General features: G+C 38.3%; 12 protein-coding genes and 1 pseudogene. 5 read left to right on the top strand and 8 right to left on the bottom strand.

Annotated elements, in window-relative coordinates; all coding sequences use genetic code 11:
• Positions 1-66: 66 nt before the first annotated feature.
• Genes ACUN24_RS18135 through ACUN24_RS18125 form a run of 3 tightly spaced genes read right to left on the bottom strand, consistent with a single transcriptional unit; the run spans position 67 to position 5,209 of the window.
• The gene (locus ACUN24_RS18135) at positions 67-2,319 is read right to left on the bottom strand and encodes a TonB-dependent siderophore receptor (protein ID WP_445563782.1); all 2,253 of its coding nucleotides are present in this window, start codon (positions 2,317-2,319) and stop codon (positions 67-69) included.
• A gap of 33 nt (positions 2,320-2,352) precedes the next feature.
• Positions 2,353-3,777 (bottom strand): ABC transporter permease, encoded by a 1,425-nt coding sequence (locus ACUN24_RS18130; RefSeq protein WP_445563781.1) that lies wholly within the window; start codon positions 3,775-3,777, stop codon positions 2,353-2,355.
• The gene (locus tag ACUN24_RS18125; RefSeq protein WP_445563780.1) at positions 3,764-5,209 is read right to left on the bottom strand and encodes an ABC transporter permease subunit; all 1,446 of its coding nucleotides are present in this window, start codon (positions 5,207-5,209) and stop codon (positions 3,764-3,766) included. The genes ACUN24_RS18130 and ACUN24_RS18125 overlap by 14 nt, the downstream gene beginning before the upstream one ends.
• Positions 5,210-5,342: 133 nt before the next feature.
• Between ACUN24_RS18125 and ACUN24_RS18120 the strand changes: the two are divergent.
• Positions 5,343-5,471, top strand: a pseudogene (locus ACUN24_RS18120) (cysteine peptidase family C39 domain-containing protein); the annotation flags it as partial.
• Positions 5,472-6,150: 679 nt separating this feature from the next.
• Here the strand turns inward: ACUN24_RS18120 and ACUN24_RS18115 are convergent.
• The 4 genes from ACUN24_RS18115 to ACUN24_RS18100 are packed head-to-tail and all read right to left on the bottom strand — an operon-like array spanning position 6,151 to position 8,838.
• A complete protein-coding gene (locus ACUN24_RS18115; protein WP_445563779.1) occupies positions 6,151-6,366 on the bottom strand; it encodes a hypothetical protein in 216 nt (71 codons plus the stop codon).
• 47 nt (positions 6,367-6,413) lie between these two features.
• Positions 6,414-7,229 (bottom strand): hypothetical protein, encoded by an 816-nt coding sequence (locus tag ACUN24_RS18110; protein ID WP_445563778.1) that lies wholly within the window; start codon positions 7,227-7,229, stop codon positions 6,414-6,416.
• Between the two features lie 14 nt (positions 7,230-7,243).
• Entirely contained in the window at positions 7,244-7,624 is a 381-nt protein-coding gene (locus ACUN24_RS18105) for an SRPBCC domain-containing protein (RefSeq protein ID WP_445563777.1), read from the bottom strand.
• Between the two features lie 23 nt (positions 7,625-7,647).
• Positions 7,648-8,838, bottom strand: coding sequence for an acyl-CoA dehydrogenase family protein (locus tag ACUN24_RS18100; protein WP_445563776.1), 1,191 nt, complete (start codon positions 8,836-8,838; stop codon positions 7,648-7,650).
• 113 nt (positions 8,839-8,951) lie between these two features.
• On the opposite strand from ACUN24_RS18100, the gene folB reads away from it, so the two are divergent.
• Both folB and ACUN24_RS18090 read left to right on the top strand, forming a co-directional pair.
• Complete coding sequence (gene folB / locus ACUN24_RS18095) at positions 8,952-9,320, top strand: dihydroneopterin aldolase (RefSeq protein WP_445563775.1); 369 nt, start codon at positions 8,952-8,954, stop codon at positions 9,318-9,320.
• A gap of 1 nt (position 9,321) precedes the next feature.
• On the top strand, positions 9,322-10,737 hold the full coding sequence (locus tag ACUN24_RS18090) for an FAD-binding oxidoreductase (protein ID WP_445563774.1): 1,416 nt from the start codon (positions 9,322-9,324) through the stop codon (positions 10,735-10,737).
• A 128-nt stretch (positions 10,738-10,865) separates the two neighbouring features.
• Here the strand turns inward: ACUN24_RS18090 and ACUN24_RS18085 are convergent, their stop codons facing one another.
• Positions 10,866-11,348 (bottom strand): acyl-CoA thioesterase, encoded by a 483-nt coding sequence (locus tag ACUN24_RS18085; RefSeq protein ID WP_445563773.1) that lies wholly within the window; start codon positions 11,346-11,348, stop codon positions 10,866-10,868.
• A gap of 76 nt (positions 11,349-11,424) precedes the next feature.
• Here ACUN24_RS18085 and ACUN24_RS18080 point away from each other — a divergent pair, with 76 nt between their 5' ends.
• On the top strand, positions 11,425-11,859 hold the full coding sequence (locus ACUN24_RS18080) for an Hsp20/alpha crystallin family protein (RefSeq protein ID WP_445563772.1): 435 nt from the start codon (positions 11,425-11,427) through the stop codon (positions 11,857-11,859).
• Positions 11,860-12,193: 334 nt separating this feature from the next.
• Complete coding sequence (locus ACUN24_RS18075; RefSeq protein ID WP_445563771.1) at positions 12,194-13,510, top strand: nicotinamide mononucleotide adenylyltransferase; 1,317 nt, start codon at positions 12,194-12,196, stop codon at positions 13,508-13,510.
• Positions 13,511-13,525: the final 15 nt, after the last annotated feature.

The following is a 13,525-nucleotide window of genomic DNA, read 5'->3' as shown; positions in this document are numbered from 1 at the left end:
AATCGCCGATACGTGGAGCAAATGCAGCAAACGTATCGGCGATCTTTTTATTTAAGCAATCAGGTGTTAAAACCTGAGGCCAACAGAAAACCTGATGTTAAAGGGTTCTCCTTCAACAAAGAAATAGTTATTCCCGGTATATGGGAAATCAGTTGTAATATCTCCGGAAGAAATATAACGTTTGTTTGCAAGGTTATCTGCGATTACCCTAACCCAATATCTCGGATTTGTAAAGCTCACCCCAGCATCAAACTTGGTGTAATTCCGCAAAAAAACATCGCGCTGACTAATTGCAGATAGTTTTGCAATGCTGGTTTGGCCGGCACTCAGTGAAATTTTATTATATCCCTTTAATGGAATGCTGTATTGAATCCAGGTATTAAAAATTTGTTGAGGCACATCAGGCATTTTTTGGCCTACAATAGAAGGATTGTCTGGCGTAGGATCAAGGTTATTGTCTTTGGTAATTTTAGCATCTACATAGGTATAATTCGCCACTAATGAAAGGCGATCGGAGATGTTTCCAATCACATCTACTTCAATCCCATTACTCACTACTTCGCCCAATTGCAGGTAATAAGCTACAGCGCCCGCAGCAGCTGTGTAACTTCTAAAATCCCTGGCAGATACATTTTGTTTTGCCGAGTGGAAACCATTTATGGTGGTTAGCAACTTGCCATTAAACCATTTTTTCTTAAACCCAAGATCGAAGCTATTTCCGAATTGAGGGTCTATGGGTCTTGTTCCCGTAACTGTCCGCTGTCCTGCCGTTGCACTGGCTGTAGTTTCAGTTACTACCTGACCCGTTTGCGGAACAAAAGATTGGTCATACAAAAAGTAGATGGAAGAAGTAGAATCCGGAGTAAAAGTTAGTGCTAAACGAGGTGAAAAGGCATGTTGCTTGTATTGATCAGGGGTACGTGGACCTTTTGTGGTCGTTAAAATATTCTGATTTCTGTATTCTGTATATCGCGCTCCAAAAGTCAGTAGAAATTTATCTAAGGCAATGTTGTCATAAACGTACGCCGCCGTGTAATGAATTTTATTTTCCTGCCTGATGGATCTTTTGGTTACAGCTACCGTATTTGGATCGACATCATAATTCGGATTGTTGCGGTCGAATGCGATGGGATTGGTTCCGTAATAGGTTGAAAGTGAATCTTTTCCTTTAGTATAATCGCCACCAACCAAAAGTGTATGTTTAAACTGTCCGGTGTTAAATTTACCGTTCAGAAATAAATTGGTGTTATAGGTTTCACCTAACAAATTAGAATTACTGGATATACGCTTGGTTTTACCCGCATCATCAAAGCTGATCGAAGTTCTGTTATTTGATGAAACCATATACCATTGCGTTGAAGGAGCCTTCACATAATTAGATTGGGAAGTTAACTGCCAGTTCGAATTGAATTTATGAATGGCTACAAATCTGCCCGTATGTGTTTGTGCAACACTCAACGGAAGGCCAATACCCGCGCTGTAATTTACGCCAATCGGATCTTGCAATACATCTTTATCCTGGCGAAGTTTATTAATTGATGAACCATTTTTTACTTCACCGCGAATGTAATTATATTCGGCAATGACATAAGTCCGCGGGCTGAAGTTATACTGAACTACCGGAGCAATCACATATTTCTCCGTTTTCATATTGTTCAGATAAGAATTTTGCCGCTGATATGCTGCGTTAAAACGATAAGAAAACCCTTTGTCTAAAGCTTTACTGCCAACATCAACTGTAGATCTGAAAAGGTTGTAATTACCTCCGGTAAGCTGCACATTCAGTAGCTTTTCTTTCGGTGTTTTGGTAGAAATGTTTAATGTTCCGCCGGGTTCGCCAACAGCACTGATAAATCCTGCCGGACCTTTAATAAATTCCAGATTTTCAATTAGAGCTTCATCATCAAGTGTTGCACCAAGTACCAGTCGGCTGGGCATTCCGTTAATGGTGGTAGCGGCATTAAACCCTCTGATTTTAATGGAAGCAGAATTGTCAAAAGGCGAACTGTTGTATCCGAAATAGATTCCGCTGGCATTCCTGGCCATGTCTTTTAATTGAAAACTTCCTTGCTGCTGTATCAATTCAGCGGAAATACTAATAATGTTTTGGGGCATCTGAAGTAGTGGAATCTGCATTCTCAAGGCTGCAGATAAAGTGTCTTTTCGTAATTTAACAGCTTTTTTTCCGGCAATACTAATTTCTCTCAACTGTTGCGTTCTGTTAGAATCTAAGGTGGATTTCGTTTTGCTTTGCTGTTGTGCAAATAGCCATGGAATGTAAATAAGGGTGATTAATAACAAGTAAAGTTTTTTCTTCATTTCTGTGGTTTTATTAAATTGATGGTAATTGTGTTATAATGGTAATTTGATTTTTGTACTTAAGAATAGGATAGATAGAGAGATAATCAGCAGCCCAAGGATGTCTGTTAAGATATTTGTGTTCTTTTCCGGAGCTGGTTGCATTTTAAATTCGGGAAGATGATGTAAGTCAGCCAGGCTTAAATTTCTATTATGAATAATATAACCTGTCATGAAATCGACCCAAGTTTTTTGAAATTGATTGACCTGATTTTGATAAGATAAATAATCCGTCAGGCCACTTTCTGCTATTGAGTTGAGCAAGTATTGTGTTTTTGTAGCCGGATTAATCCAGCTTAATTTAGCTGAAATCAAATTTTGCTTTCGCGGATACTGATTGTAATGTACTATCACCGAAGTCATTTTCCTGCCCAGAAGATCATAATAGGCACTGAAACGAACGGTGCTATTCTCGCTGGTATCCGCAGCGCTTTTTAAGGAATTATACTTTGGATGATTAGTGTAAAACGTATCAATAAGCTTTTGTTTAGGCATGGCCCAAATGGCTTCGCTGTTTTCCCGTAAAGCAATTGCTTCATCTGTTTTTAATGGAATAGGATACTTCTGGCGAATGAAGGCATTGGTAAGGGCTGGCAATACCAGGAGAAAGAAGCACCATGCAGCCAGCAGGTAAAGTGCATTCACAGCAGAACTTTTGCCGAGTTTGATCAGCATTAAACAGATTGAAAACCAGAATGCCAGATATACTGTAACGGTAAAAAACCATAATAAGGAAGTAGTCAGGTTAAAGGAACTGAGCTGCGAATCACTTATGATTCCGATTGCACTCAGCAACCAGGCCAGTAATGCCACCACGGTAAAACGAAAACCAAGTTTATAAACGATGATGCGTTTAGGATGCTCTCCCTGAACAGCCAACAGGCGATCAGTTTGTTGTTCTTTCTCTTTCGACCAGGTATTATATGATAATGCGATAGCCAATAATGGGAAAAGGTAAATGATCACATAGGCGAGATCGAAGTTTCCGGCTGCCAGCATTTCCGGATTGGCAATTTCAGCATTTGGTGCATTTACTGCATTTCTTTTTCGGGTAATTACTTCATAATAAGGTAATAGATCTCTTTGACCTACAGATAGTGACGATAGTGTTGCAGGTTTGTGTACCGCATTGAGCGGATTCCGGTATTCAATCACAGATGGAATTCCCGCCTGTGCATAGCTGGTTTTTCCTGCAGAAGTAGTGGTATCTGCCGTAAAATTTTTAGCCAGCTCATTAAATTTCTGATCGTAATTTCGTTCCAGACTATCTATAGCCGTAAGTTGCTTTTTGGTTAAGTGGTAACCATCATAGATGCTGTAAAGGCCTGTTAGAAAGAAGAAAGCAATTAAGCACAATACCAATCGCTGTCTGAGAAGCATGCGCAGTTCAAATTTAAATACGATTTTAAGCAGGTTCATAATTGCGGGCTAAAGAACGTGAAGCGATAAACTGGAGCAATGCGGCGAGTAACAGAATCCATCCGGCTATAGCATATAGTTCAATCTGGTTTAACTGGATCACCTTATGGATAGGTGGAAGCTGATCATCAAAGTTTTGAAGCTGGGCAAAATACTGAGGCCCCAAGGTATACTCATCCTTTACATCTTTACTGTGCATGGCCAGCTGCAGATTCAGCTTTTTAATTAAGTGATTTCGGTAAGTTTGCGCCTGTTTAAAAAAATACTGGTGATGATAATAATCTGTACCAGAAAGCGCCATTGAAATCCGCTTGATGGAGAGAAACGGATTAAAGATTCCTGCTATCGTTAAAAAGTTTTGTTGTTTATCAAACTGTCGCGATACTTTTTCCAGATAATGGTTAAACACCATATTACGATAATCCTCATGGTATTGAAAAGTTAAACCCTCAACATTAAATGGAAGCTCTCTAACGCTGTCTGCATGGTAGTTTTTAAGAATATTTTTAACGAAACGTTCCCCACGTTCTGCATAAGGATCATGGCCGTTAAGCCCCTTTCTGTAGCCCTGTTCAACAAGCTCAGTAAAAGCTGCGCGAGACATAGGCGGATAGCTGCGATCGGCAATTCCGGTGAGTAATTTCGGCGAAATGATGCTCATTAATATCCAGCAGCTCAAGGCAGTTAAAAGTGCTTTTCCAGAATTACCACTCCAGGCTGAAATCAATATGCCCAGCAAGGCAATGAATAAAAAATACAATAGAAATGCTAATATCATCCAAAGTAATCTGGTGAGCAGTACGTCAGATCCGGGAGAAACCAATAGCATCATGATCATCAATAAAAAGACTGGTAGAACCACCGTTATGATAAAAAGGTAACTTGAAATTACCTTAACCCATATTAACCTTGAAGTGCTTAATCCCTGAGCCAGCAGCATTTTTAATGTACCCTGTTCTTTTTCTACGGTAATGCTGGTTGCTGTGATGAAAAGGATGAGCAGCGGAATGAGCAATTGCAAAATCAAAGCAAGTGTGAGCCTGCCGAAACGCATGGAACTATCATTTCCTTCCGCATTTGCTGCATCAGGTTCGTGCTGCACATGGGCTTCAATACGGTAGGTATTCCCGGCATAATCATCTAATCCGGTATCAAATACGTTTAACAGGTTGATCGATTTAAAAAGGTAGGTGCCAAAGTGGGCTGCATCATGTGGATTGCGTTGTTGATGCGCCCATTGCTGCCTGAAAATTGTATTAGCCTCAATTCTTTGTTTGTGCGCCGATTGATAATCTAAGTATGTACAAATGGCAGCCGCTATAAAAAGTGTCCAGATTATTACCGTTGAGATGAGCATCGTCTTGTTTCGGTAAATTACCAGCAACTCTTTTTTTATTAGCATTTGCCAAATGGCAATGTTGTTTTTTTTCATTAAAAGATTAATTTAATAATGCATCAAAGTTGCATTATATTATACATATATGCAACTTTATTGCATTTGTAGATTTTGGTTTCATCATGATCAAGAAGTTTATCCGTAGAAATAATTACCCGTTTATAAGCAGCCCGGTGCCGTGGATTGTGGCCCGGTTTGTTTAAAAATGGTTGCAGTCTATCAAGGTAAAAATCATTCCATACAGTATTTAAGAAGTTGTGCGGAATTGGAAAGCAGGGAAGAGTCTTGCTTGATCTGATAGATGCTGCAGATCAGTATTGATATTCTTTTACTATCAGTAATGGAAATGGTATTAAAGAAACTACTGTTAACTTGAGTTCGATTAATAATGAGGCTTTTAGAGCTATTCTTTAGGTATTTTAGTATTAGTGTCGTCACCCTTAACTCATTTCAGGATCTTAATAGCAGAAAAGATGCTGACCACGTAGTAGCTTATAAGACGATTGAAAACACTATTTCACTTGTAAAATAAATCAGCATGACGATCGCGTGAGGTAAAGCGGCTGTAAATACTCACTATGATCAAATATTAATCGAACTCAGGTTGTTAGCATATTGGCCGCAATGAGTTTAATACAACATAGAAAGAGAAAATAAGAGGGGTGGAGTGTGTAAAATTGCTTCAATCTATTCTATTTGCGGAGAATCCAATTGAGAAGTCTTTGGTTGAATTAGAGGATAAATTACTGAAACAGATCGAATTATTAATTAAGACCGGATTTTTTACAACACCGCCAAGTTGTTAATTGTAATATTTTTGAAAAATAAAGAGTAATTTTTTTAAACTATGATGCATAAATATTACCACATAACGATAAAATACTATAAATCAATTATTTAAAATTCCAATAACAGCAAATTAAAGTTCAGATTATTACTGAACTTGATTGAAATGGTATACAAGAAAGCGTTTGATTTTATTTCCTGTTTTTGGAAGCTACAAATACAATTACCCCCGCCACTAAAATAATACCACCTGCGTAAGGAGGCCAATTCACAGACTTTTCTTTATCTGCAGATATTTGAATGGGGCCGGCATCAACCAGCTTTTCTTTTTTGGTATAGGTAAAGCCCGTCCAGATCAGCATAGCAATGCCCACAACGATTAATATAATTCCTAATGTTCTGTTCATAATATTTAGTTTATATCAGAACAGTAATCGCTTCGATAAGTTTTTTATTAGAATTTATAACCCAAAGAAATCTTGCTTGCCAGATTTATATTTTCGGCTATTTCAAGTGAAAGCGTAATTTTTTTTACATTTAAGAAGTAGCTAAGGTTCCAAGCTCCAGAACCTTTAATTATTTTATTAATATCTGCGAGATCACCGTATTTAAAACTGTTAGCTAGTCCTGGTGTTCCACCGATGAAAAGCCTGAAAGCATGTCTAATATCGTGATTACTTCTTCCTCTAAAGATCACTTCTGTTGATAAACCTGTGGTCCAAAATCTTTTCCTATTTGAAACACCTGCATAATTGTAAACTTTACCATTATAAATTTCTTCCCTCAAATCAGCGTACGCTCCACTTTCGGCGCTTAAAGAGTTTTCCCAATTGATAAATCTGAAATCTGTATTTCCATTAGTAGATGTGCTATGAAAACCTATAGAAGTTCTCAAACCAAAGCCATACATGTTTTTGTTAAAAGCAGGAGGATAATCTGCTTTAGTATCATTAGCATTATCTGGATAATTATTTTCTGCACTCCCAATATAACCAAATACGCCATAAGCAATATTAAATCCTTTAAAAGTATGCGCACGATTGATATTCAGCATACCCAATTCAAATGAAATCCTACCATTTCCCGGAGAAGACGCTCCAGCAAAACTTGCTGATGCATGTGTTAAAGATTTAACACTGTCGGCTTCCATCGGACGAGGCAGATAGCCCATATTATTTCCAGGTAAAGCAGGGCTCAGGTATGTTCTGCAAGAACTTGATAAAATGATTAAAAGCAGAGAAAAAAGGAGAGTATTAATTTCAGTTTTCATTTTTATATTTTTATTTATTCGTCAAAGAAATCTACCAATCCCCCCAAGAAAAATTCCTGAATGCCTTCTGTAAAATCTTCATAATCTTCATCAGGGATATTGGTTTGTTTAAATTCTAATGATGTTCCTTTTTTATCTTCATGAAGTTTTATGGTTACGATAGAAGGTTCGTTTTCTTCTCCGAAATACCACTGCTGCACGATCTGTTTCCCATAAACAAATTCGATGTTTTTGCCGGTAATATCTCCATCCCAGAAAGAAAATTCCGTTTCGGGTACTTCTTCAAACTCAACTTCAGCACCAGTCCATAATTTTATACTGGTTTCTTTGGTAAGGGCTAAATAAACTTCTTCGGGTGGTGCAGGTATGTAGGTGTATTTTTTAAAATCTTTCATTAACTTAATTTTTAAATCTTTTGTTATTTAAACGCATTTATTCCGGTCACATCCATTCCCGTAATCAATAAATGTATATCATGTGTGCCTTCGTAGGTAACCACCGATTCTAAGTTCATCATGTGTCGCATAATTGAGTATTCCCCCGTTATACCCATTCCACCAAGCATTTGTCGGGCATTACGCGCAATATCCAGTGCAATTTCTACACTGTTTCGTTTAGCCATTGATATTTGTTCAGCCGACGCCCTGTTTTCACTTTTCAATACGCCCAAACGCCAAACCAATAACTGACCTTTGGTAATTTCAGTTACCATTTCGGCCAGTTTCTTTTGTTGCAACTGAAAACCACCGATGGGTTTTCCAAACTGAACTCTTTCTTTCGAATAACGCAAAGCGGTGTCGTAACAGTCCATTGCTGCACCTAAAGCGCCCCATGCAATCCCATAACGTGCCTGATTTAAGCAACCCAATGGTCCTTTTAATCCACTGATTTCAGGAAAAATATTTTCTTTTGGAACTTTAACATTGTCAAATACCAGCTCACCGGTTGCCGATGCACGTAAGCTCCATTTATTATGTGTTTCCGGAGTCGAAAATCCGTCCATTCCACGTTCTACTACCATTCCCCTGATTTTGCCTGATTCATCTTTTGCCCAAACCACTGCAATATCCGCAAAAGGCGCATTGCTAATCCACATTTTTGCACCATTTAGAATATAATGGCTCCCGGCACCTTTAATATTGGTTACCATGCCACCTGGATTGGAGCCATGATCAGGTTCTGTTAATCCAAAGCAGCCCATCATTTCGCCACTGGCTAATTTAGGGAGATATTTTTTACGCTGTTCTTCGGTCCCATAAGCATAAATCGGGTACATCACCAACGAACCCTGAACGGAGGCTGTAGAACGGATGCCTGAATCGCCACGTTCTATTTCCTGCATTAAAATTCCATAAGCCGTATAATCTAACCCGGCACCGCCATACTCAACCGGAATGGTAGGGCCAAAAGCACCAATATCGGCCAGGCCTTTTATTAAATGTTTTGGAAATTCTGCTTTTTGTGCGTAATCTTCAATAATCGGGCTCACTTCTTTTTTTACCCAATCCCTGGCCGTAGCACGGATTAATTTGTGCTCATCGGTTAATAATTCATCTAATAAATAATAGTCTGGCGCCTCGTACAGGTCTTTTTTTACTGATTTGCTCATGTAATTTCGTATTATCTGGTTAAGAAACCGCGTTCATTTCAAAGGTAACAATTTACGGCAAGGGGCATTATATTCATGAATAAAAATTTAATTTTGCAGCTTACAGAATATACATGAGTCATTTCAAACAAACCGTAGCTTTAAAAGATGTAAAATGCTTTGCCCTGCACGGTTATTATCCGGAAGAGCAACTTGTTGGAAATCATTTTGTTGTAGATTTAGAAACAGAATTTACACCACAGGGTTTTGATGACGAACTGGCACAAACCGTTAATTACGAGGATTTGAATCACATCATCCTTGAAGAAATGAAACATACACAAAAGCTTTTAGAAAGCGTTTTGAAGAATATTATTTCGAAAGTGATTGAATTGTATCCCTTTGTTGAAACTGTACAGGTGAGTATGAAGAAATTAAATCCACCTATGCCCGGCCAGATCGGGCATTCCTTTGTTAAATTATCTTACACATCAGACAAATAAAATGAATTTTACGAAGATCAATCCCGAAATTTTAGCAGAGATTAAAGCTGCAATAGGAGCAGATAAAGTTTTTACTGATGCGGAGAGTTTAGAAAATTACAGCCATGACGAAACAGAGGATTTGCGTTACCAGCCAGAGCTGGTGGTAAAGCCAACTTCGCCTGAAGAAGTTTCTGCTGTATTGAAAATCTGTAATGCCCACCATGTTCCGGTTACCCCCCGCGGCGGTGGTACAGGTTTAAGTGGAGCTGCTCTGCCGATTTATGGTGGTGTTTCCCTATCAATGGAAAAATTTAAATCCATCATCGATATTGATACCGAAAACTTACAGGCAACTGTTGAACCAGGGGTGATTACTGAAGAGTTTATTAATGCAGTAGCCGGGAAAGGTCTTTTGTATCCGGTTGATCCAAGCAGTAAAGGATCTTGTTTTATTGGCGGTAATGTGGCGCATGGTTCTGGTGGACCAAGGGTAGTAAAATATGGCACTATACGCGAATATATCTTAAATCTTGAAGTGGTTTTGCCTAACGGCGATATCATCTGGACAGGCGCAAATACTTTGAAGTATGCATCAGGCTATAATTTAACACAGTTAATGATCGGTTCTGAAGGTACTTTGGGGGTGGTAACAAAAATTGTAACCAAGTTATTGCCGAAACCTACCCAGTCGGTTTTAATGATGGGCGCTTTCAGCACAAATGAAGATGCCTGCGCGGCGGTTTCGGCAATTTTTAGAGCTGGCGTTACGCCATCGGCTTTGGAATTTATGGAACGGAAAGGAGTGGAGTGGGTAATAAAATTCGACGATATCAAATTTGATTTGAAAGATGGCGTGGCCGCTCTATTAATGATTGAGTTTGATGGGGATGATTTAGATGATATTTTCAAAAATTGCGAGAAAACAAATGTGGTTTTAGAAGAACATCACTGTACGGAAGTTCTGTTTGCGGATACTGCTTCTCAAAAAGAAGAATTGTGGCGGATGCGGAGAACCATGGCCGAATCGGTAAAATCCAATTCCATATACAAAGAGGAAGATACAGTTGTGCCGCGGGCGGCTTTACCTCAACTCATTAATGGAATAAAAGAAATTGGCACAAAATACGGTTTCGAAAGTGTTTGTTATGGTCACGCCGGTGATGGAAATCTACATGTAAACATCATTAAAGCCGGAATGAGTGATGAAGACTGGAAAAATAAACTCAAATTCGGCATCGCCGAAATATTTGAATTAACAACGGCTTTAGGTGGGACTTTATCTGGGGAACATGGAATTGGTTTGGTGCAAAAGGAATTTATGCCAATAAAGTATTCAGAAATCCACCTTAATTTAATGCGGGGAATTAAAACTGTTTTCGATCCGAATGGAATATTAAATCCTGGGAAGATTATGCCTGATGTTTCTAACTCTTAGGAGACAATAAAAAAGTGTCGTCATTTCGAGCGAAGTGCAACGTAGTCGAGAAATCTGTCTCAGGAGTACTTTTAATTTAGATCTCTCCATCCCGCTGCGCTTCAGTCGAGATGACGATCTACATTTTTTTACAGCTGCTCAAAACCCAGCATCTTTTGTTTTTCTTCTTCCGGAATAGCCGTGGGTTTGCCTGTCGCATAATCAACCGCAATACAAACGGTTTTGCCTTTACTGCAAATTACTTCTTCAGTCCCTTTTAGTTTCACAATCTGGTAATCCAGGTCAAAACTGGTATTGCCAATCCTTGATGTTTTTACATGGATGACAATTTTATCATTCATTACAATCGGTAAAATGTAATCCAGTTCTGCATGTGCAATCACGATTCCGGTTTTCTTCCAGTCCCATTTTATAATTTCTTCCCAATATTTGGATCTGGCAATTTCGAGATAAGTAAAGTAAATCGAATTGTTCACATGTCCCATCATATCGAAATCAATAAAGCGCAAATGGATATTGGTTTTATAGTTGAATTTGTCCGAAAAAGCTTTAATATCTGTCAATTTGTCTTTTGATTTGGATTTATTTTGCCAAAATGTCTTAAAAATCATAAATATTTGATTTGGTATATAAGTTGAATATGGTGTATTATCAATTTAAAAATTAAAAAAATAAAGAATAAGCGATATGACACTAGTAAATTTTAACAACAGAACCCGTAACACAGCTCCTTACTTTAACAATGTTTTTGATTCATTGTTTAGCGATGCTATCACTAAAAACAAAATCGTTGATAAATCGCCAAATGTAAACATTCATGAAAATGAAAGTGCTTATGTAATTGAGTTGGCTGCTCCAGGTTTGAAGAAAGAAGATTTTCAGATCAATTTAAAAAAAGACACGCTTTCTGTTTGGGCAGAAGTTAAAAAAGACGAAACCCAGGTAGCTAAAGATTTTACACGTAAAGAATTTGATTACAGCTCATTTGCAAGATCATTTAATTTACCTGACAGCGCTGATGGTGATAACATTACTGCCGAATACAAAGACGGTATATTATCAATTAACATCAGCAAAAAAGACGATGCTAAATTACAGCACAAAGAAATTATAGTATCGTAATAAAAATATTCTCGAAAGAGGGTTTTTCATAATAGTTTAGTTTTTTAAGATTATGAAGCTTGCATCAGGTGAATTTGATACAGATGCGATGGATAGCTGGTGCAGGTTTCATATTAGGTTTAAGTTTAGGTTTATAAGGTTAATGCCGGATGGTATTAACCTTATTTTTTTGCTCATATCGTCATGCTGAATTCATTTCAGCATCTTTTCTGCAAAACAGAATCTTATCCATGTAAAATCGAGACAGGGTGACGAATCCCAGTAGCGGTATTTAGATTGATTTTAAGTTACATTCTTAAAATTAGCTTAATTTCATTTTTCGTACTTTTGCGGCATGGAGAGAGAAATTCTGGATACAAAGCGTAAAGCACTAAAAATAAACCTTGACCCACGAATTTACGGCACCTTTGCCGAGATAGGAGCGGGACAGGAAGTTTCGAGAAACTTTTTTAATGCTGGCGCAGCATCTGGAACAGTTGCCAAAACGATGTCGGCTTACGACATGACTTTTAGCGACGCTATTTACGGAGCAGAAACCAATGGCCGTTATGTAAGTCAGAACCGGCTTTTGCAGATGCTTGATCATGAATTTGGCTTACTCAATGAGCGTTTGTCTGGCGAAAAATACGAAAGCCGTACCTTTTTCGCCTTTGCTGATACCGTAACAACACTAAATTACAAACGAACCAACGAACCACATGGTTGGGTTGGAATCCGTTTCCAAAATGAGCCGGGTGGTTTACCAAATGAAATATTCTTTCACGTCCGTTTGTTGGATACTGACGTAAATATGCAACAGCGTGTGCTCGGTATTATTGGTGTAAACTTACTTTACGCAGCTTTTTACTATTATCAGGATCCTAAAATGATGGTAGAATCGCTGGCTGATAACTTAACCATCGGATCGGTAGAAATCGATTTAATTTCAGTTAAAGGACCTGCTTTTCCAGGCGTAGATAATATCCTGCTTAATCTGTATATGATTATGAAAGATTTCTCTGCAGCTGCAATTTTCGATGCCGATGCACATCCCCGTCAGGCTAAGGATCTTTTGTATAAAAAGGATATCATGATCTTACGTACCAAATATGGACAGAAATCATTGCCTAACTTTAATTTATTCAATAAAGCTACTGATCAGTTTAAACGTACCAATAAAGTAGAAGAGGGAAACCTGGCGGTAATGATAGAGGTTTTGTTAACAGACGTTTTAACGGATGGACAGGAAACCCCTGATGATATTGACCTGGAAACAGTAGCTAAAAGAGCACAGGAAATGTGCGATACGGGTAACATCGTGATCGTATCTAACTTTACCCGCCACAACCGTTTGGCGAAATATTTGGCAAGGTGTAAGCCTAAAAGCGTTGGATTGGCAACAAACATCAATAACTTAAAATTTGTATTCAATTCTAAAAACTTCACCGGAGAAAACTACTCTGGCCAGTTATTGAGTTACGTAAACGATATGTTTAATACTAATGTGCGGTTATTTGCTTACCCTTTCCTGGACAAAAAGACCAATCAGGTAATTACCACAGAGAATATGCCAGTTACCCCAGAGGCAAAACCGTTATTCGATTTCTTATTGGTTAATGGTTACATTACGGACATTGAAGATTATGCAGAGAATGAAGTGAAAACGGTTTAGGGTTACATGCTGTCA

The organism is Pedobacter sp. WC2501 (genome assembly GCF_052682415.1).
This window is presented reverse-complemented; position numbering and strand designations above follow the sequence as displayed.

Bases quoted from the DNA above. Each gene is read 5' to 3' on its own strand.
- ACUN24_RS18135 (WP_445563782.1), bottom strand. From the start codon at position 2,319: ATGAAGAAAAAACTTTACTTGTTATTAATCACCCTTATTTACATTCCA.
- ACUN24_RS18130 (WP_445563781.1), bottom strand. From the start codon at position 3,777: ATGAACCTGCTTAAAATCGTATTTAAATTTGAACTGCGCATGCTTCTC.
- ACUN24_RS18125 (WP_445563780.1), bottom strand. From the start codon at position 5,209: ATGAAAAAAAACAACATTGCCATTTGGCAAATGCTAATAAAAAAAGAG.
- ACUN24_RS18115 (WP_445563779.1), bottom strand. From the start codon at position 6,366: ATGAACAGAACATTAGGAATTATATTAATCGTTGTGGGCATTGCTATG.
- ACUN24_RS18110 (WP_445563778.1), bottom strand. From the start codon at position 7,229: ATGAAAACTGAAATTAATACTCTCCTTTTTTCTCTGCTTTTAATCATT.
- ACUN24_RS18105 (WP_445563777.1), bottom strand. From the start codon at position 7,624: ATGAAAGATTTTAAAAAATACACCTACATACCTGCACCACCCGAAGAA.
- ACUN24_RS18100 (WP_445563776.1), bottom strand. From the start codon at position 8,838: ATGAGCAAATCAGTAAAAAAAGACCTGTACGAGGCGCCAGACTATTAT.
- folB (WP_445563775.1), top strand. From the start codon at position 8,952: ATGAGTCATTTCAAACAAACCGTAGCTTTAAAAGATGTAAAATGCTTT.
- ACUN24_RS18090 (WP_445563774.1), top strand. From the start codon at position 9,322: ATGAATTTTACGAAGATCAATCCCGAAATTTTAGCAGAGATTAAAGCT.
- ACUN24_RS18085 (WP_445563773.1), bottom strand. From the start codon at position 11,348: ATGATTTTTAAGACATTTTGGCAAAATAAATCCAAATCAAAAGACAAA.
- ACUN24_RS18080 (WP_445563772.1), top strand. From the start codon at position 11,425: ATGACACTAGTAAATTTTAACAACAGAACCCGTAACACAGCTCCTTAC.
- ACUN24_RS18075 (WP_445563771.1), top strand. From the start codon at position 12,194: ATGGAGAGAGAAATTCTGGATACAAAGCGTAAAGCACTAAAAATAAAC.